Source organism: Psychrobacter frigidicola, from assembly GCF_007997305.1.
GTDB lineage: Bacteria > Pseudomonadota > Gammaproteobacteria > Pseudomonadales > Moraxellaceae > Psychrobacter > Psychrobacter frigidicola.
This window is the reverse complement of the sequence record NZ_VORZ01000004.1, coordinates 102,231-122,820: the sequence shown is the minus strand read 5'-3', so window position 1 is coordinate 122,820 and position 20,590 is coordinate 102,231. Positions and strand designations below refer to the sequence as shown.

General features: G+C 40.2%; 17 protein-coding genes and 1 pseudogene. 10 read left to right on the top strand and 8 right to left on the bottom strand.

The genetic code is table 11. From position 1 onward, the window contains the following. The first annotated feature begins 145 nt into the window (after positions 1–145). The 8 genes from ES754_RS11340 to ES754_RS11305 all read left to right on the top strand — a co-directional run bounded on the left by ES754_RS11340 (position 146) and on the right by ES754_RS11305 (position 11,885). Positions 146–1,660 carry a type I restriction-modification system subunit M gene (locus ES754_RS11340; protein ID WP_147224315.1) on the top strand — a complete coding sequence of 505 codons (1,515 nt, stop codon included), beginning with the start codon at positions 146–148 and terminating at the stop codon, positions 1,658–1,660. Then, positions 1,650–2,858, top strand: a complete 1,209-nt coding sequence (locus tag ES754_RS11335) for a restriction endonuclease subunit S (protein WP_147224314.1) — start codon at positions 1,650–1,652, stop codon at positions 2,856–2,858. The genes ES754_RS11340 and ES754_RS11335 overlap by 11 nt, the downstream gene beginning before the upstream one ends. A gap of 62 nt (positions 2,859–2,920) precedes the next feature. Continuing rightward, entirely contained in the window at positions 2,921–3,976 is a 1,056-nt protein-coding gene (locus ES754_RS11330) for a hypothetical protein (protein WP_147224313.1), read from the top strand. A gap of 524 nt (positions 3,977–4,500) precedes the next feature. Further along, entirely contained in the window at positions 4,501–5,160 is a 660-nt protein-coding gene (locus ES754_RS11325) for a hypothetical protein (protein WP_147224312.1), read from the top strand. After that, the gene (locus ES754_RS11320; protein ID WP_147224311.1) at positions 5,157–8,465 is read left to right on the top strand and encodes a type I restriction endonuclease subunit R; all 3,309 of its coding nucleotides are present in this window, start codon (positions 5,157–5,159) and stop codon (positions 8,463–8,465) included. The genes ES754_RS11325 and ES754_RS11320 overlap by 4 nt, the downstream gene beginning before the upstream one ends. A 6-nt stretch (positions 8,466–8,471) precedes the next feature. Next, a complete protein-coding gene (locus ES754_RS11315; RefSeq protein ID WP_147224310.1) occupies positions 8,472–9,293 on the top strand; it encodes a M48 family metallopeptidase in 822 nt (273 codons plus the stop codon). A gap of 616 nt (positions 9,294–9,909) precedes the next feature. Next, positions 9,910–10,608 carry a M15 family metallopeptidase gene (locus ES754_RS11310; RefSeq protein ID WP_147224309.1) on the top strand — a complete coding sequence of 233 codons (699 nt, stop codon included), beginning with the start codon at positions 9,910–9,912 and terminating at the stop codon, positions 10,606–10,608. Between the two features lie 53 nt (positions 10,609–10,661). Continuing rightward, the gene (locus ES754_RS11305) at positions 10,662–11,885 is read left to right on the top strand and encodes a DUF819 family protein (protein ID WP_211361127.1); all 1,224 of its coding nucleotides are present in this window, start codon (positions 10,662–10,664) and stop codon (positions 11,883–11,885) included. Positions 11,886–12,050: 165 nt separating this feature from the next. On the opposite strand, the gene ES754_RS11300 is transcribed toward ES754_RS11305, so the two are convergent. Then, on the bottom strand, positions 12,051–12,422 hold the full coding sequence (locus tag ES754_RS11300; protein WP_147224308.1) for an amidohydrolase family protein: 372 nt from the start codon (positions 12,420–12,422) through the stop codon (positions 12,051–12,053). A 21-nt stretch (positions 12,423–12,443) separates the two neighbouring features. Here ES754_RS11300 and ES754_RS12440 point away from each other — a divergent pair. Continuing rightward, a pseudogene (locus ES754_RS12440) lies at positions 12,444–12,593 on the top strand (GntR family transcriptional regulator); the annotation flags it as partial. A 219-nt stretch (positions 12,594–12,812) separates the two neighbouring features. Here ES754_RS12440 and ES754_RS11290 read toward each other — a convergent pair. From ES754_RS11290 to ES754_RS11265, 6 genes are all read right to left on the bottom strand, one after another. Next, positions 12,813–13,067, bottom strand: a complete 255-nt coding sequence (locus ES754_RS11290; protein WP_147224307.1) for a helix-turn-helix transcriptional regulator — start codon at positions 13,065–13,067, stop codon at positions 12,813–12,815. 170 nt (positions 13,068–13,237) lie between these two features. Continuing rightward, positions 13,238–14,149: a recombination directionality factor gene (locus ES754_RS11285; RefSeq protein WP_147224306.1), complete on the bottom strand. Its 912-nt coding sequence runs from the start codon at positions 14,147–14,149 to the stop codon at positions 13,238–13,240. 132 nt (positions 14,150–14,281) lie between these two features. Further along, positions 14,282–15,403: a YqaJ viral recombinase family nuclease gene (locus ES754_RS11280; protein ID WP_147224305.1), complete on the bottom strand. Its 1,122-nt coding sequence runs from the start codon at positions 15,401–15,403 to the stop codon at positions 14,282–14,284. 109 nt (positions 15,404–15,512) lie between these two features. After that, positions 15,513–16,505, bottom strand: a complete 993-nt coding sequence (locus ES754_RS11275) for a DUF932 domain-containing protein (RefSeq protein ID WP_147224304.1) — start codon at positions 16,503–16,505, stop codon at positions 15,513–15,515. A gap of 58 nt (positions 16,506–16,563) precedes the next feature. Next, positions 16,564–16,845 (bottom strand): hypothetical protein, encoded by a 282-nt coding sequence (locus ES754_RS11270; RefSeq protein ID WP_147224303.1) that lies wholly within the window; start codon positions 16,843–16,845, stop codon positions 16,564–16,566. A gap of 140 nt (positions 16,846–16,985) precedes the next feature. Continuing rightward, positions 16,986–17,891: a YagK/YfjJ domain-containing protein gene (locus ES754_RS11265; RefSeq protein WP_147224302.1), complete on the bottom strand. Its 906-nt coding sequence runs from the start codon at positions 17,889–17,891 to the stop codon at positions 16,986–16,988. 406 nt (positions 17,892–18,297) lie between these two features. Between ES754_RS11265 and ES754_RS11260 the strand changes: the two genes are divergently transcribed. After that, complete coding sequence (locus tag ES754_RS11260) at positions 18,298–19,206, top strand: hypothetical protein (RefSeq protein ID WP_147224301.1); 909 nt, start codon at positions 18,298–18,300, stop codon at positions 19,204–19,206. Here the strand turns inward: ES754_RS11260 and ES754_RS11255 are convergent. Next, the gene (locus tag ES754_RS11255; RefSeq protein ID WP_147224300.1) at positions 19,203–20,564 is read right to left on the bottom strand and encodes a tyrosine-type recombinase/integrase; all 1,362 of its coding nucleotides are present in this window, start codon (positions 20,562–20,564) and stop codon (positions 19,203–19,205) included. The genes ES754_RS11260 and ES754_RS11255 overlap by 4 nt on opposite strands. Positions 20,565–20,590: the final 26 nt, after the last annotated feature.

Genomic DNA, 20,590 nt, shown 5'->3' with positions numbered 1-20,590 from the left:
GGGTTTTTTCGTCTGACTTCCTAGTTTCACTATATGTCTACTATAATCGCATATTGAGTCAATAATATCTGTCACGTACTGTAGACCCTGCTATCATTACTTCACTATAAAAATTCATAACTTCCAAAGTATTTAGGAACCATAAATGCCCACCAGCCAAATCAATCAAGACGATATTAATAAAGCCGTATGGAACGCCTGTGACACGTTTCGTGGTGTCATCAGCGCCGATACTTATAAAGACTTTATTCTGACCATGCTGTTTTTAAAGTATATCTCTGATGTTTATAAAGACGAGTACAACAAGCTGGTTGAGCAGTATGGCGACAACCCTGAGCTGATCCATGCCATGATGTCCAAGCAGCGCTTTGTATTGCCTGAAGGCGCAAGCTTCTGGGATCTATACGAGCAGCGTCATCAAGCCGGTAACGGGCAACGTATTGACCAAGCCTTACATGCGCTAGAAGAAGCCAACGGGACTAAGCTTAAAAACGTCTTCCAAGATATTAGCTTTAATACTGATAAGCTCGGGCAAGAAAAACAAAAGAACGAATTGCTACGCCATCTATTAGAAGACTTCGGCAAAGACATTCTCAATCTAAGTGCTGAGCGTGTTGGCAGCTTAGATGTGATTGGTAATGCCTATGAGTTCTTAATCAAGCACTTCGCTGCGGGTAGTGGTGCGACGGCTGGTGAGTTCTATACGCCACCAGAGGTGTCCGATTTACTAGCCACAATCCTCGCGCCTGTTGAGGGCGATCAAATATGTGACCCTGCTTGCGGTTCAGGGTCGCTATTGATTAAATGCGGGGCGATGGTACGCAAAAACTCTGGCTCTAAAAAGTATGCGCTATTCGGTCAAGAAGCCATTGGCTCGACGTGGGCATTGGCAAAAATGAATATGTTCCTACACGGTGAAGACAACCACCGTATTGAGTGGGGCGATACCATTCGTAATCCGCTGCTATTAGATAAAGACGGTAACTTATTACAGTTCGATGTGGTGACTGCCAACCCGCCGTTTTCACTGGATAAATGGGGACATGAAGATGCCAGTAGCGATCCCTATGGTCGTTTCCATCGTGGTGTACCGCCTAAGACTAAAGGCGATTATGCCTTTATCAGCCATATGATTGAAACCCTAAAGCCAAGCACTGGTCGTATGGGTGTGGTCGTACCGCATGGCGTACTGTTCCGTGCGTCAAGCGAAGGTAAAATCCGTCAGCAACTCATCGAAGAAAACTTGCTTGATACGGTGATAGGCTTACCAGCTAGCTTGTTCTTTGGTACGGGTATTCCAGCGGCTATTTTGCTGTTTAAGAAGCATAGAGGCGATGACAAAGTACTGTTTATCGATGCGAGTAATGAGTTTAAATCCGGTAAGAATCAAAACCAATTAACGCCTGATAATATCAATAAAATCATTGAGACTTATAAAGCTCGCGTCAATGTTGATAAATATGCTTATCTAGCCACCTTTGATGAAATAGCAGAAAACGACTTTAACCTAAACATTCCACGCTATGTCGACACGTTTGAGGAAGAGGCGGAGATTGATCTGGTTGCGGTGCGTACTGAGCGTCTTGAGTTAAAAGCTGAATTGGATACGCTAGAAGTTGAGATGGCAGGGTTTTTAAAGGAGTTGGGTTATGGTGCCTAATGGTTGGGAAAAGCACCCTATAGGAAAAATTTGCTCATCAATAGTACCTGGCAGAAATAAGCCCAAACAATTTGGAGGAGACATTGCTTGGGTAACAACGCCTGAAATCACTGGTAGGTTTATTCCTTCTAGTGCCCAAGAAAACTATATCTCTAAAGAAACTATAAAAGAATGTGGCGGTAAAATTGTTCCTAAAGGCGCTGTCGTAATGGCTGCTGTTGGTGATCTAGGTTTAATTGCAATTACTAGAGAAGAGGTTGTGCTTAACCAGCAACTTCATGCCTTTGTGTGTTCTTCTGAAATTAATAACGAGTTTTTAGCTTATTGGCTAGCAACGCAAACGCCATACATGGAAAGTGTTGCTTCTAAAACGACTATACTTTATTTAAATAAAACGAATTGTGAAAGTATCCCTGTACTAGTTCCACCAATTCCTGAACAACAAAAAATCGCCAAAATCCTATCCACATGGGATAAGGCGATTAGCACTACCGAGCGCTTAATTAACAATAGTACCCAGCAGAAAAAAGCACTAATGCAGCAGTTGCTGACGGGTAAAAAGCGTTTGCTTGATGATTCGGGTAAGCAGTTTGAGGGCGAGTGGAATAAAAAAATACTTGCAGATATTTGTAGTAAAACAATATCTTACGGAATCGTTCAAACAGGAGAACACGTAAAAGACGGAGTTCCATGCGTCCGTGTTGTTGATTTGACTCAAAAAACTGTGTCAAAAAACGATATGATTACTACCTCTGATGAGATTAATAAGTCGTACAATAAAACGATTCTCGAAAGTGGTGAAGTTATGATGGCACTTAGAGGAGTAGTTGGTTTAGTTCGATTAGTAAATGAAGATCTTGTTGGTTCTAATATTACTAGAGGCCTAGCTCGTTTAGCGCCAAAGACTGAATTGATAAAGTCTGATTTCTTTCTATGGATATTAAGATCCAGTTATGTAAAAAATGAACTAATGAGAAAGGTTGGTGGTTCCGCACTTCAAGAAATTTCCTTAACAGCATTACGTAAGGTTCAAATACCTTTTCCATCACTACAAGAACAACAAAAAATCGCTACCGTATTAAGCAATGCTGATAGAGAAATTGAGTTACTTGAGCAGCAATTGGCTGATTTAAAGCAAGAGAAAAAGGCGCTGATGCAGCAGTTGTTGACTGGTAAGAAGCGGGTTTTAGTTGAGTAATTCTGGCACAGAGTACGTTCCACGCAAAGATTTTTTAAATTATTAGAGAGTGTATATTTATCATGGAAGATAAAAAAATAGCAGTGGGATTTTTAGAGACTCATTTTTACTTTTACGATAAAAGTCACTCCATGAATGCGTATGTTAAAAACAAATGTGATAGTGCTCTTTTAAATATTATTTCTGAAGCTAGTAAAGAGTTAGGTGTAGAAAAATCTTTAACTGTAGAGGTTTTACCTCCTACTGAAGGAAGCTTAGTCGAGTGGATAGAATTTTTCTGCTCGCCAGGCGGGGCTGTGACAACAATTGGAGCAGGAGCTGCCCTAGTTACCTGCTTGATTGATATAATAGCCCGTGTGAAAACCACACCACCTCCTTTACCTCCTCAAGATCCATTAGATATTGAAAATAAGAATCTTGACATACAAAAAAAGAAACTTGAAATTGAGTTGCTTAAGAGAGAATTGTTAGATACTGAAAAAGAAAATGGGAAATTTGATGACAAGACCCAAATAGAAAGTGTCAGAGAAAAAATTGAAGATTCAAAAGATATTATTTATGATGTTTTAATTAACAATCTTAAAATTAGAAAAAATCTATCGATCTTTTATGAAAACCTCATCACATATCAAAAAGTAGAATCTGTTGGATGCACTACTTACGATAATAAGCTTAACGTCATGTTAGCTGAAAAGGTTGTAAAGCGAGAGAACTTTGTTGACTTCATAATTAATTTGAACGAATTCGAAGAAATAGACGAAGATGCTAAAATTATTATCTACTCACCAAATCTAGTAAAAGGACGACATAAATGGCGAGGATTATATATAAAACTAGATAAAATTATCGATTTCAGTATGAAGGATAGTGATTTTAAAAGGGATGTTGAAAGTGGAACAATTACCTTCAAAAATGGCTCAACGATTAGAGCAGTCTTAACTACTAAAATAAAAATGGACATGACAGGTGCTGAGAGTTCAAGAACTTATGCTGTGGAAAAAGTATTAAGGTACACACACGATAAAGGCTATATGGACACTACTCAAGGTAGGGAATATAAAGCCAATAAAAAAGATGTGGAAGCGCAAATATCTTTCCCATTTGATGATAAAAACTAATTTAAACGGTAGCTTAAATAGAAAAACCGCCTAATTTAGGCGGTTTTGAATTTGGAGGGAATCAGGGGGTTAGCCCCATATGGTAAACTCTGAATTCCAAAAATAGTCTCATGCACTAAAGAGAAAACTCCCAGGTTACCACACCCTCATTTAGTTTTTTAATGTTCATCACATCAGTCTCCTTGTTTACAATGGGTTTGAATAACTTAACGGTATATTCTACCGTTGACATAAAGGCCATTACTCTAAAGAGCATGCTTGCTAGGCCTAGCACCATCATTAAATTTAGATTCGTAGGGATTAATACAAGAGCAGTAATACAGACTATTTTCAAAAGAGCAGCTGTTTAAAGCTTACTAGCTTTATTCAAAAATAATAGCTTATGATTTATACCAGTGTCAAGGACTTAATATTTACAATAATGTTGCTATAAATTAAGTTGTATCAAATATAATTGCCACGCTTAATACCCTTTGGGTAACGCACAACCTTGGCGGTTTTTCTTTGTTTAGGGGTAGTGCCGAATGAGTAAAGTTGAGCTTCCGCCGTCAGTGCTAGATTGCTTAAAAAACGAGATGCAGATTAAGATGGATTATTTCTTCGATAAATATAATAATTTTGATGATGGCTTTAAAGTCGAAGCAAATGAAATAATGTCAAAACTGCTTAAAGATACTAAAACTTTAACTACATTCGATTCTAGTTATCATGTATACCAACATACTGATTCAGAAAAATGTCAATTTATACAATCTATGTCTGAATGTTTTGAGTGTCTAAATAAACATACAGGAATAGAGTTAAAAAAGATTATTTTTTCACATGGTAGCCGTGGTGGTAATGCATGGTTTCCAGTAGTAGAGATACTTTATCCTCTAGCTGATTACTCTAATCAACCCGAAGAGTTAGTTTTATATAGAGGATGTTTTATCAGTGAGTTTAACAGTGAACAATATTGGCAGTCTTGGACTTTCGACTTTGATACAGCAAAAGCATTCGCCTTCACTCACTTTAGTAATATCAATGAACAAGAACGAGTTGTGATTAAAGCGAGAGTTAAAAATACTGATATTGTTTGGATAAGAACTGGTGAAAGTGAAGTTGTTTTATCACTTAGTTTTAAACCCTTATCAATTGAGGTTGAAATGGATTATAACAAATATTGTAAGAGTAAAAATCCATGAACATACCCAGCATCAACTTTCAAGAAGAATTCAGCTCAAAAATCCCTGCTTTAACCTTGCTCACCACGCTGGGCTATCATTTTATTCCGCCAAGCCAATGTAACGCCATGCGCTCAAAAGTGACTTCAAATAAAGCCACCAACCAAGTGGTTTTATTGCCTATCATGCGTGCGTTCTTAGCCAAGCAAACCTTTATGTTTGAAGGTAAGCCACATCATTTATCAGACAGCGCCATTGATAAGATCATGCATGAGCTAAACCCTGCCATGAACTTAGGGCTACAGCTCGCCAATGAAAAGCTGTATAACGCCATGCTCTATGGCGTGACGGTGACAGAGTTTATCGACGGCAAAAGAACTTCCCAAACCATCGGTCTGATAGATTGGGATGATATCAATAATAATAGCTTTCACTTTACCGAAGAGATGGTGGTACAGAATGCCGAAGGTACAGGCAACGTCATTCCTGATATCGTCTGCTTTGTGAATGGTCTGCCGTTAGTGGTTATCGAAGCCAAACGTCCTGACTCTAGTAGAGAGTGGCAATCGACCAATGCGCAAGCCGTCTCCCAGCACATCCGTAATCAAGGTCAAAAACAAATTCCACATTTATTTGCCTATAGCCAGTTATTACTGGCAGTGAATGGTCATGATGGCTTATACGGGACTTGCAAAACGCCTGAGAAGTTTTGGGCAAAATGGGTCGAAGAAGACATACAAGAGCCTGAGTTTAGTCGTCTAAAAAACCAAAAGCTCAGTGATGAGCAGCTTAGCGGTTTATTTGATCATCGCCCTAACTCTGCTAAAAAAGAATACCTGTCGCTAATTAATGCAGGTGATTTAGTGGTCACCGATCAAGACCGCTTAATCGTTAGCTTATTAAAGCCTGAGCGTCTGCTTGAGATGACGCGCATGTTTACCTTGTTTGATAAAAAGGCTGGCAAAATTGTTGCCCGTTATCAGCAAGTCTTTGGTATCAAAGCCCTAATTAAACGTATCAGTACCTTTGATGAAAAGGGCAGTCGTGAGGGCGGTGTGATTTGGCATACCACAGGTAGTGGTAAATCTTTCACCATGGTGTTCTTCTCTAAAGCGCTTATTTGGTTAGAAGCGCTGGCACAATGTAGAGTCATTGTTGTCACTGACCGTGTTGATCTTGAGACTCAGCTCAGCCAAACCTTTGCCTCTGGTGGCGTACTTAGTGATAGAGATAAAACGGATGCCATGGCAACCTCTGGTCGTCGCCTGGCGCAGCAAATCGGTCACGGTAATGAGCGCGTTATTTTCTCTATTATCAATAAGTTTGGCTCAGCCGTTAAGTATGATGAGTGCTATAACGACAGTCCAAACATCATTGTCATGGTCGATGAAGGTCACCGAAGTCAAAATGGTGAGAATAATATCCGCATGGCACAAGCTCTGCCAAATGCCGCCTTTATTGCTTTTACGGGTACGCCACTGCTTAAAGACGATAAGACCGAAAACAAATTCGGTAGCATCATTCACTCCTACACCATGCAGCAAGCGGTTAAAGATAAAACCGTTACGCCACTGTTATACGAAGAGCGTATTCCTGAGCTAAATACTAATGACCAAGCCATCGATGCATGGTTTGACCGTATTACTCAAAAGCTCACCGACGATCAAAAGACCGACCTCAAACGTAAGTTCTCACGAAAAGGTCAAATCTACCAAACCGAAGGTCGTATTGAGCTGATCGCTCATGACATCTCTGACCACTTCCAAAATTTTAAACAGCAACATCTAAAAGGTCAGTTGGCTTGTGACTCTAAAGCTTCTGCCATCCGCTACAAGCTGGCTTTAGATAAGATAGGCAAAGTGTCATCCGTAGTTGCTATGTCACCACCTGACACCCGTGAGGGGCATGATACGGTCGATGCTGAATCGAAAGACATCGTACAAAACTGGTGGCAAGCTAATGTTGCCCCTGAGTATGGCGGTGATGAAAAAGCTTATACCAAAGCCATTATAGAAGCCTTTAGTCAAGATGATGGTCCTGACATCATGATCGTCGTTGATAAGTTATTGACGGGCTTTGATGAGCCTAAAAATACTGTCCTATATATTGATAAGCCCTTAAAGCAGCACAATCTCATTCAGGCAATTGCACGGGTGAACCGCTTACATGAGAAGAAACGCTTTGGTTATTTGATTGATTATCGTGGCATCTTAAAAGAGCTGGATATCACCATTGAGAAGTACCAGGATCTTGCCGAGCGTACGCAAGGTGGCTTTGATATTGAAGACCTCAAAGGTATGTATAACAGCATGGACACTGAGTATAGGCAGCTACCAAGGCTACATAATGAGCTGTGGGCTATCTTCTCATCAGTAAAAAACAAACAAGACGGTCAAGCGTTAAGACAAGTGCTAGCGCCTAAGATGCAGGATATCGATGGCAGAGTAGTAGATACTAAGCTTAAAGAACGTGATGACTTCTATGCGGCTTTAACCGAATTTTCTAACGCTATGAAAATTGCTTTGCAATCGGCATCTTTCTTTGAAGACAAGTCATTTGATAGTAAGCGTGATCGTTATAAGCAAGATCTAAAAGCCTTTGTTAATCTACGCAAGCAAGTCCGTGAAGACGCTGATGAAACCATCAATTACGATGAGTACGAAGCGGATATTCGTAGTTTACTCGACAAGCACATTGCTGGGCTTGAGGTGAAAGAAGCAAAAGGCGTTTACCTAGTCGACAACTTAGGGAAAAATATTAAGCCTGAAGCGATGAGTGACGATGAAGCACGTAACCAAACCGATAAGATCACCGGTCGTGTCACTAGAATGATTGAGCAAGACTTGGCTGATGATCCTTATGCGCAAGAGTATTTTTCTAAACTACTTAAGCAAGCCATTGAAGATGCCAAAGCGATGTTCGATGCACCAGTAAAACAATACATGATGTTTTTCGGTCTTGAGCAAGAGGTAAAAGATCGTAACGTCGCAGATGTGCCAAATGAGTTTATTGACGAGTCTGGTAAATTAAATAAACATGCTCAAGCTTATTTTGGTTTGTTTAAGCACTTATTCGATCAGGACTACTTAGCTGATAAAGCACTAGGTGATTCGTTAAATGATGAGCAGCTTGTAAAGTATGCCTTCGCTATTGATGAGGCCGTGAATAATGCGGTAGCTGAGTATTCCATCAATCCAGCAGAAATAGAAAATGATATCAGTATGAAGTTGCTGCCGATGTTGTTTGCTGATTTGGGTTTAAATAATGCCCAAAAGCTTATAGAAGAAGTGCTGAAAATTACCCGTCTTGGTTTATCAAGAGGCTAGTGAGTAATGAATAAGGTATCTATAAACGGCAAGTCTCACACTTCAAAAGAAGAGCGTGGCGTCTTCTCTTACGGTACGGATGTGATCCACTACGAAGTGATCCGTAAATCTGTAAGCAGTAAAGCCCAAGCTAGTAATACTAAGCCTCGTAAAGTTGTGATTAAGGTACATCCTGATCAGCGTGTGGTTGCTACTGCTCCTATCGATGCAACGGATTTGATAATCCATGATGCCATGATGAAACGTGCTCGATGGATATGGCAAAGCCTGCAAGACTTTGCCAAGCAAAAGGATCATGTATTGTCCAAGCGTTATGTCAGCGGTGAGACCCAGTTTTATCTGGGTCGTCGCTATGTCTTAAAAGTGCTTACTGACCCTAGTATATTGCCTAGCGTGAAGCTCAATCGCGGTAAATTGAATGTGACCTTAGGGCAGGAAGTTATTAATCAGAGGTCTGACATACGAGCAGCTGAAGTTAAATTATTGATTGATCAATGGTATCGAAATAGAGCTGAAATTGTCTTTAAGGTGGCGCTTGAAGCATTGCTACCAAAGGCTTCTTGGATAAAAATACATCCATCATTTAGAGTTTTAGTAATGAAAAAACAATGGGGCAGCTGCTCGACTAAAGGCAGTCTCATACTCAACCCTCATCTGGTTAAAGCACCAAAAGAATGCATTGATTACGTCATTCTACATGAGCTATGTCATATCGCTGAGCACAACCACAGTGAGCAATTTTGGCGGCTACTGACGCAGGTAATGCCAAACTGGAGAGAGGTAAAAGTTAAACTGGATGGTATGGCTGAAATGTATTTGAATGAGTGAGAATAGTCCGAGATAGAGTTTTGAATAAGAGAAGGGAAGCTTCTGGCCTAGCCGATACTTTGTGATCAGTGCCATTCATATTGAGAGTCACATCTTCCGTACGACTGTTCATAATGCTTTGATCCCAGTTGTTTTATTAAAATATAAGTCAAGTAAGTCACACATGCTCTTCTTCAATATTCATGATTCCAGTAATCAACTGGCATGAAGCCTTATTCTATTTTCTATAAAAGGGGTAGGTCCGATATTGAAAAAATATCTTTGGACCAAGCTGAATAAAAAACTATGCATATCCATAAAGTACCTAAAAAGAAAGTGTTAAGCTAGAGAAAATTCACCGTAACTACAAATTAAAAAATAGTTTACTAGATTGCCAATATATTTTTCAGTGCTAAACTAGTGATTACTAACATTAGTAGATAGTTGCTCTTTATTAGGCAATTTAACGACAGCAAGTTAAACAATCTAGTAAATTTACTATACGTTTTGCTATAGCTGACAAATTAATTTGATTATTTATTTAACAATTCCTATTTTGTTTTAAAAACTATAGCGTAAATATTGACTGTGTTTTGTCAATAATACTAATAAGCAAAAGACCATTTTAAGGAATGAAATGCTTTTATCTCCCATACCTACACAGGCACCGCATAGCTGGAAACACATAGAAAATATTTCTATTATAGAGTCGAACGAGCCATTACAAACCGTTCCATATACTGAGAACTTAAAGCAGCTTCCATTCTATTTTGATCAAGATATACCGCATGCTATTAATATTTGTGTAGCAAGGCGTTCTGTTATCCAAAAATTACAACAAGCCGCTAACTTGCTACCTGATCATTTAGGCATTGTGGTACTTGATGCGTGGCGCTCACGTGCGGTTCAACAAGCCGTTCAGGATGAAGTGGGCAACATCATAAAAATTAAATATCCACATCTCACCAGTTCAGAACAACAACAGCTCCTACTACAATTTGTTGCTCCAGTTAGCCCAGATTTTATCAGCCCGCACTTAACAGGGGGTTCTGTCGACATCACCCTATTTGAGCGTGCAACAGACAAATGGTTGGATATGGGTTCTGATTTTGATGAACCAACAGAACGTTCATACACCCATTTCTATGAAAATCAGCCTGAGCATCCTGCTTGTAACAACAGACGTTTATTGTATTCGGTAATGACTCAGGTGGGCTTTAGCAATCTACCAACGGAATGGTGGCATTTTGATTATGGTAATCCGCTTTGGGCCTATTATAACCAGCAAGATAATGCCATTTATGGCGCAGCCCATTGGGATATTAACTCTCATTAATTACTGAGCTGTCCCAATTTTGAGAGATATCTATATCACGTTCAAGGAGGAACATGATGGAAACATTGATTCAAGCAGATGATCATCTGGCATTGTGGACGTTTGTCATGGTTGCAGCGACTTCTGCTATTTTCATCGAGCAGCGCTACAAATGGGCCAGTAAGATACCAGGCGCTGTGATTGCATTATTGATTGCCATTGCCGCATCTAACCTAAAGATCATCCCAATAGATGCCCCTACATATGACATCGTCTGGGGTTATATTGTACCTTTAGCCATACCTCTATTATTATTCAAAACTAACATACAGTCTCTTGTTAAAGAAAGTTGGAAACTGCTATTGTTGTTTTTGATGTCATCTATGGCTACCATGATCGGTGCTGTCATTGCGTTTATGGCCCTACGTCACTATATTCCAGAACTGGATAAAATCAGTGGCATGATTTCAGCCTCGTATAGTGGTGGAGGGGTGAACTATGCGGCCATGTCAGCTAAATTAGCACCCAGTGAAAGCATCAATGCAGCCACTATTGTGGCTGACAATATGATGATGGCTTTTTACTTCTTGATATTGATTGGCTTGGCTGGTATACCTCTCATACGCCGAATATGGGGATCGCCACATACGGACGCCATTGAAAAGAATCCGGAGATGCTAAACAGTCGTACATTATCTGAAGCGTTTTGGAAACCAAACCTTATTTCTTTAAAAGATATTGCGATCTGCTTGGCCGCCTCAATGTTAATTGTACTAATTTCATTTAAGCTGTCAGCATTTCTGCAAGCGCTCTTGGGTACTAGTGATAATATTATCGTCGGTCTAATCATTAGCTTGATCACTGATAAATATTTGTTGTTGACGACCATCACGTTTGTCATAGTTTCTATCTTTAAAAACTCTTTTGAAAAGCTTAATGGTAGCCAAGAGCTAGGTACTTACTGTATTTATTTATTCTTTGTGGTCATCGGTATTCCGGCATCAATCAGTTTGATTGTGACCCAAGCACCCTTGCTGTTTGTGTTTGTATTCATCATTGCTATGGTCAATTTAGCCATTACCATGGGGGTGGGCAAATTGTTCAAGTTCAGTGTTGAAGAGGTGGTATTGGCCTGTAACGCCAATATTGGGGGCCCGACCACTGCGGCAGCCTTGGCCATTAGTAAAGGTTGGACGAACTTAGTCGGTCCTATCTTGGTCATCGGTACTGTGGGTTATGTGATTGGAAACTACGTAGGTACTATTATCTATTTCATAGTGACTCAGATTGGTATGTAAACATTACCAATGTATAAGTACAAAAATCGGTACCTTTTGGTATCGATTTTTGTTTTTCAGTGGCCAATCCAAACCTAGTACTACGTAGTCTTTCTATTCATTACTAAGTTTGCAAATGTTAGGACTATCATTAGATTTTTATCTTTACGTAATAAGAGGATCAATCTAGAATCTGAAGAGATTAGCATTATTTTCGGTTAGTATTTGAGTCACTAGTTCTTTATCATCAACGATTTTCTTAAAGTTACTGAGCACTTTATCAAAATCTATCTGACTCTCATACTGTGTATGTGGCCAGTCACTTCCCCAAATAAGATTATTTTTCATATCACGTTCTATGAGTAATTTAAACGCATCAACGGCATTCTGAATGCCCATCTTCTTATCCAAACGATAATATCCTGAAACTTTTACCCAGTGTTGGTTAGGATCAAGCATATCCAAAAATTGCTGATAGTCTGGATTATCGACACCTACTATGGGGTCGAATCGACCAAAGTAATCAATAACTATATCAATCGCATACTGTTTCAACATAGGTAATAACTTAATTAGAATAATTATGTTGATACTTACTTGAATAATAGTGAGAATGAAAATTTAATCAAAGTATGTCGTATTGCAAAAAACCTTAAAGGAGATCCAATCGAATACAGAGAGTCTTACGGTTTAGCAGAGAACTTTAGTTATGAAGTTAATATTAATTAGTCACTAGCAAATTAAATTGATTTGTATTTCCTCCTAAGTAGCCTAAGTTATAAATGTTTTTATATAATGAAGTTATGTTCACTTAAAACTATAACAAATAAACAATAATTCCACGATATGATGGTAACTATTACTCTTAGCATCAAGCAAGTTTGATGAGCAATATAAACTCACTCTAAAAAAATAAGCCACCTTGAGTGGCTTATCCATCCTATCTAACTAGTGACACCTATCAGCTATCTTAGTATTTAACCATTGTACAATTTCGCTCTCTACCCATGCCACTCGACCTCGTGATAGCTTGACCTGACGAGGGAAAGCTGTATCGTAACGATTAGACTTCTTATCTAACATGTCGTAAATAGTTGTTCTACTAAGACCTGTAAAGTAGATGACTTCTTTTAATGGCAACATTCTTGGTATATGTAAAGTACTTAGATTAGTAGACTCGTTTTGATTATTAGTATTTTCCATGACTAGCTCCTTGTGAGTGTATGAGAGCGTTTCCTCTCATACAGTTAGGGAGTCCCATATTTTTTTACTGCGTCCTATGCCGTCCGAACGCTTCCCTTTAGTGAGCGCATAAAAAAAAGGAGCTGAATGTATCAGCCCCTTCTTATACCGCTTTATAGTTCTTAGCCGCCTTAATTTACCGCTGTCACACTTTTCCGTAGACCTTCCTCAATACTGGTCACATTATGATTGTGCTTGCCATTCTGCGAACCACCCTGTTGGCTACTGCTAGCTTGGCTTATCTCGACCGGATAAAATTCCTCAGCTACTTCCGCTAGGACATCGGCATCAATCTCAAAGCAGGAGTTCACGTAGCCTTGCTTGGCTGCCACCTCTAACGCTGCTTGATCAAAGCCGTGTTCACCAAGCTCCGCATCGATGACCTGCGCATCTTGTACCGCTTGTTTAAGAGTCACGCCCTCTCGTAAAGTTAAGTCCACAAAGTAAATCGGTGTCCGATAGCTTTGCGTGGTGCTCTTACCCCTTAGGGTGAGTTGCAACGGTAGACACGACAGCTTATTGCCCGATACCGCAGCAAAGTAGCTCAGCCTTGCTGCAAGGGTACGAATACTATTAAAACCGGTGGTACGAAAGATAAACGTCCCCAGCTCATCGTCTTCACTCAAATTAACATACAGTCTGCCATACGGCTTACAAGCACCCCCTTGCGCTAGTGGACAGCGATCTGGTGACGGACATGACAATTGCTCAACGCCTTTGTTGGTGCGACGCTGACAGTGTTCCCCATCGCCCACACACAATGGACGTCCAGTTTGCCGATCAAATAGCGTGTACTCAGCGCGTAGATTGAGCTCAGGATCATTGAACAACAGGCGCACAGGGATTTGTCTAAGCTTACCGTTATTGTTTTCACGCAATTTCTCATCGAGTGGATGATTGACCCAGCCGTCTTTATTCTGCACTTGGCTGGTAATTGTAAATTGATCGTCTTTAGCAGGCAGACGCTTACCGTCCTTTTGAATGACTCGGCCAATGCTGATGCGACCGAGTACGGGCGGGGTGATGGTGAGACCTTTAATCATGGGAATATTCCTTAAGTGAGTTTATTAAAGCCATAAAAAAGCCCACCTGTTAAGGGTGGGCGGTTATGCGCTTAGTTTATTTACTGGGTTAATTCATTGCTGGTTGAGTGGGCTAAGTAATTGATCACTAGCCTAGCTGTCGCTTAGAATCACAAAGCGACGGCTGCCTTGACGGGTTTTACTAAACTTTGTTAAAAGCTCAGGATGTTCTTTAAGCAAAGCCTTACTATCAAGCCCCATACTATCCTTAGAGCGCTTCCATGAAATCGCGCCATTATCAAATATGGCAACCTCATGGTCCTTAATGAGACTTTGCAGCTGATGCTTGATCTGGTCGTGCTGTACTTGCAACTCATCCATCGATTCGCGGTGAGTAAGCAACTTAGTGAATAAGGTATTAGCGCCTTCGTCTGCGCTTAAATCAATTTTACTCGCAGGCTCTGGTTTCGGATAAAGCTGCTTTAACGCTCGCGCTGCTGACTCTGAGTGGTCAGGGGTCGGCGGCGTGTCCGTTTGCACATACTGCCAGAACAGACGCTCATGCCACAGAATGCTGTTAATAAGTTGCTCATCACGCTCAACCTTAAATATCTTGGCTTCGTGTCCGCAAAGCAATACGCAGATGTGCGCGGCTTGTTTGCCTGTAACGGCCAGTTGGTGTTGCACTTGGCACGTCACATATAATGGCACGCCATGTTTCCAAAGCTTAGCCCCATGCTCTCCTGCAGTTTTGCATTCAAGTATCTGCACATCATCACTACCAACAATCGCGTAATCTAAATTGGCCAGCATAAAGTAATTGTCAGGATCAGGATGCTGCAAGATGGCATTCACCCGACGCACTTTATTGCCTGTATGCTCCTGATAGTATTTCGCCACCATCGGCTCTAAGGTGTTGCCCCAGTACAGTGGTGAGTAACCATCAATAGTCTCATCGATGTTCGAGGTCATGCGTCCAGTCTTAATCATCCACAGCTCAAGCATCGATAGGTACGGATGGATACCACAAGCCGCCGCAGAATCACTAGCGCCAATGCCTTGCTTACGAACCTCAAGCCATTTCTCATGGCTTAGGTGCTTGGTATTCACCAAACGCTTAGCGGTGGTGGATGGGGTGCGATTGGTGGATTTAGTAATTTTAACCGTATTGTCATTAACTTTTGGTTTAACAATGGGTTTAGCCGATTTCGTATTCACCGTTGAGCGTTTACTACGGTTTGGCTGAGTCGTATTGTTTAATGGGATAATGTTCATGATAAATTCCTTGGATAGATTGGTTGGTTTGATTCGTTAAATAAACGGCATAAAAAAACCACGCTCGAAAGCGTGGCTGGTTGTGTTGTCATACTTTAGAGGTAGTGAGTTAAGCCAGCATGAGTAAAGATTCTTCCAAACCCTTTTGCTTGAGCTTAGCGCCAGCCCCGAACCATGCTGAGTTCAGGCGGTTATCGGTACTCATGGCCCGACGTTCATGATCCACGTACTCCGTGATACTGCATAACAGCCCATAAGCCGTATCACGTGCCGCATCAAGATCGGCCCCGCGACCTTGACCGTTAAACATAGACATCACCTTATTCATCGCTTTGGCATTGGGTACGGCTTCTTTCTCTCTCTTTGCGCTGTTGAACAAGATGAGGTTATTATCTTCATCGTTAAATACCCGACTGAGATAATTGCCCGCTTCCGCTTGGGTAACACGGCGCTCAGACAACTGCTTCATCTCATAGCTGTGCTCGTCCCACTGTTTAACAGATACGCCCAATTGCTGCTTTACTTTGTCAGCATCAAAGGAGGTTGAGTGCGGTACTTTCACTACACCGCCACTACCGTTAGCGAGGCTAATCGCAAGGGTGTTATTGCATACCACACGAATGGAAGTGAATTGCGCGGTAGTTGCCAACGTGCCGTCACAAGCGGTTGCAAGTAACAAGTAGCCATTACTGACATCATTCCCCTTAAGCGTCGCTGACTGGCCTGTCCTAGCGAGTGCCCATAACTTTCTGCCGCCTTTAAGTACACCAGCGGTCTCAAGCTCAAAGTCAGACTGCTCAGTAAGATCACGATAGAATTCTAGAATCTCACGAGGTTGTACTTCTTGATAGCGTTGACTAACTACAGATAGCGGCTCGAAATTATCACTACGGTATAAAACCTTTTGCTCAGCAAAGGGCAGAATCAGGTTATGCCCTTTGTCATTGTTTGCCATGTAGCTAACATCTGATGATTCGATACGCCAATCAAGCCCAGCTTGTTTTGCCCAAACCTCAATTGGTTGTTTGGGAGACAGCTCATTACCTAAGCCATGCCAAGGGGTGTCGCCAACAAATGCCATTGATTCGACTAGATGTGCCATGATGATTTTCCTTTTAAGTGTTAGTGATGTTTAATGAGTACGTTAAATAGTGAATGAGTTAATTGAAATCCGTAAAAACGTGATCGCAGCTGCTACAGCGATATTGTTTGTTGACCCGCATCGGTAACGCTTTATTGGGTTGCGTCAGCTCAATAACGGTAGCTAAAACGATGCCGACAACCGCACCAATAGCGGGATGAACTTTAAGGGTCTTACATATACTGACACCGAGACCGACTAACACCGCAGGAGATAACAGCTCATCAAATAAACTTATATCGGTGTTATCACTCACCTCATAAACAGCGGAGGAGTGGCAGCAAGGACAAATTGGTTTCATAAGGGCTCCTATTTATTTTAGGCATAAAAAAGGCCTGCCGAAGCAGACCTGAATGAGGGGGATATAGCATGGTTGTGATAACAGAGGTGCTATCTCATGACTGTAATATACATCTGAGATTGTTTTGCTATGGATGGGCGCTATCGACGTATCCCTCTACGCCAAGGTACATCAAACTGACCGCGTCCAAAGGTACGCATGTTAGGCAACCATACTTTCAGCTGTTGCTCACACTTATCAATCTTTGTTAAATACGAGGCTGTTCGTATAGCGTTCTTAACGGCAAGTGGGTCATCACGATGAATCATACCAATACCCAATAGCCCCTCCTTTTCATACTTTCTCTTATTTGCTACCGTATTCCAATTATAGTAAGTCCCAAGCCCACCCGTAATGCCTTGCCATTTCTCTCCTACCTCTTTACCCAAGTAATAATCTTTCTGCCGTTCTGAACCATTATAGATTAGCAATAGGTGACAATGTAGACCGCCATTTTTACCGCCTTGTTCCAGTGCCCAAGCATGACCTTGCAAATGCTCAAAGCACGTTTTTTGGTTACTAATAAAATCTCTCATTTTATTCATATGGCTATCGAAATCATCTATCGTCACCAAATGACTGGTTTCTGTTGCGTACTTTAAATCGACAGAGACAAACAACAGTTTTGAGTAGTGAGTAGTAAGACTTCTAATATGACTCTCTAAACTTTTTGTATTCTGACCCTCATTATAGCGCCAAGCTATATTTTCATTCTTAATATCATTTTTATAAAAACTCAGCGTTTTTATAAATCGCTGAGTTTTATCATGATCCCAAATAACGTCACATGGGTATGAGTCACCTACAATAGATTGAGTACTACCAATAAATGCATGAATAGATTCAGAGTAAAATAAATCATCATCAAGGTTATCCATGAATGGGTAATATAAATCGTTCAGTTGTTTTCTAACTTCTGTAAAACTTATTTGATTGGCTAGTATAGCCCTAACGAGTTTATCAACGTTAGAAACGATTTGCGGTTGATTGAGATGTGAGTATGACATGTTCCTGCTCCGATGAGTTTGTGGTTCATAGATTCAGGTCAGTCAGTATTTTTTAATGCCGTGCATTAAAGTCTAGTCGCTTAGCTTAGGTAATTAATAATATAAATAACCCACTAAGGATATCAAAGCAACAATGCGGAAACGCCTACATTTTTTACAATCGCTTGTGGATAACTACCAAAAACTAGTAGTGTAATGAAAAATGGAGTTGAGTGCAGAATTAGTGGATAGTAGAAATAGCTAGGGCCTTCATAGAATATGGAAAAATAATCAGTTATTTCAATATCTAGATATCAAAATACCTCTTAAATTACTAGTAAATATCATGTAATATAGCTTGATATAAAACGTGATTAATACTTATATACCACGAGTGGCACAAGAAATTTTAAAGGGGTAAGAAATTATGGCATATATGTTTAATAATTATGATCAGAAAAAGTATGTTGAAAAGAAAGTTATGTCGTTAACTGATAGGGAAGCGATCTGGTTACGTGATTATTTAGCTGATACTATTAATGAAAATTTCTCAGGAATAGAATTCATAAATCTAAAGAAAAATCTTTTGTTAGAGCTATATGAGTACAAGGATTTTAAAAAAATAATTGATGAAAGTATGATATGTATGGGATCGTCCTTAACGCCAGAGAAATATTTTCAATGGCTTAGTGGTAATTTAAGAGCCCAAATATTCTCTATAAATGTATTGCAGGAAAATAGACATCATAAAAGTAGTATAGATAATTACGATAGTAGTGCTATGAATAACATATATAGCTTTTTGGATTTCTTGAAGTTTGGTGATTCATTTGCAAGCTTAGATAATAAAGCAGATATATTAACTCTTAATAAAATTATATGGGATACAGTAAGTGGGGAAGAAAACTATTCGAAATGGTTAAAAGGTGAGTGTGTTAAACAAATAGAATGGGCACAAAACTATCTTAAGGATAAAGGGTGCTATGTAGAAGCCGATATCGATAATTCAAATCATAGCGAAATAAGATCTAGGGTATTAGCTTCGTTAGATCTTATAGATCATCCTGTTGATATTGCTACTAGCAAAAATTACGAGCAGAGTGATGGTAAGATTCTGTTTATATCGAGAATGAAAAAGGCATGGACTCAGCAAAAACAACGTGATGAAGGTAAAACAAAAAAGCCTTATCATTTACCTTTGACTAAAGAAACTAAGGGGAGGCTTGAAAAGATGGCTGAGGTTAAAGGTTTATCTCAAACGGCACTACTTGATATTTTAATTAACTCAGCATATAACCTTGAGTTTCTCGATGTAGATGGTAATGAAATATTCTAATTTTTTTTGATTAAAATTTGCAGCTCATCTGTAGTGATACCTTTACTTATCAAAGCGTTGATGAGTTCTTGCTTATCAGCATCTTGCAATGTGTCAGACTGTTGGCCTTTCAAAGAGCTTTCAATCTGCTGCCTCGCTGTTTGAAAATCTACTACCTCACCTTTATCTCTAAGTAGGTCTAAGAAATTAGCCCATACTTGCATGATCTTGCGACGCTCTTCTAAATGCTGAGCGTGGTTGTATACCGCTCTTATATTATTTCTTTTGTCGTGAGCCATCTGCTTCTCAATAGCATCACCCATGTAGCCAAGTTCGTTTAGGTTAGTTGAAGCGATATGACGGAATCCATGCCCTGTCTGTTTCCCTGCATAACCAATGATATCTAAAGCATTGTTGATGAACTCTTCGCTGTAAGGCTGGTTTGTACCCATATTAAAGAATACGTACTCAAACTGGCCGGTAACTGACTTGAGCTCTTCGAGCACACTAATCAACTGTGTTGATAACGGTACGATGTGCCCTCTAACCACCTTTAAATTATCTACATCAACACGCCATACGTTATTCACAAAGTCGATATGTTCCCATTTCATCATTCTCAGCTCAATGGTTCGACAGAATGAGTAGGCAAGGAATTTCATACCTAATCTAGTTTGATCATGCCCGTGGTACTTTTCTATGTCGCGAAGCAGTTGAGGCAACTCAGATAGCTCAACATGCTTCATGTGCTGTGTTTTTGCTTTTGGATATAAGTCCTTTAGCCCTTCGATAGGATTTGATACAAGCAGCCGCTCCATTTTGGCACGCTTAAGTATTTTCTCAACCAATGCGATAGTTCTACGAGTCACTTCCCTAGGAGGTTTGCCGTTACTGTCTTTTCGAGCTTCAATCTGCTCAGCCATAAGTTTGCAGTCATCGAAAGATACGTTATTAAGCGCAATGTTCTTAAACATCGGCAGCACATCTTTAGCCATTCGATTACTGTCTTGTTGGTAAGTGCGAGGCTTAACAGTTGTCTGTCTCTCGACAAGCCATACTGAAGCGTAGTCATTAAACATCTGCGCTTGTTGGTCTTGAATATTTTTACGGCGTTTTTGCGTTTTAGGATCGACACCTTCAGCAAGCAGAGCCTTTATATCTTTATTAGCTTGTCTAGCCTCTGATAGCCGTACATCTGGGTAGCTTCCCAATGTCAGATTCTGCTGCTTTCTGTTAAAGCGATATGCACTAATCCATGTCTTTGTACCAGAAAGTTGCACCCACAGCTGAAGCCCTTCCCGATCGCTATGTTTGTCAGGGCGAGAGCTTGTACATTTTTCACTGGGTTTAAGACTACGAATTTTGACATCAGTAAGCATAGCTACTATTCCTTATAGAAATTAAA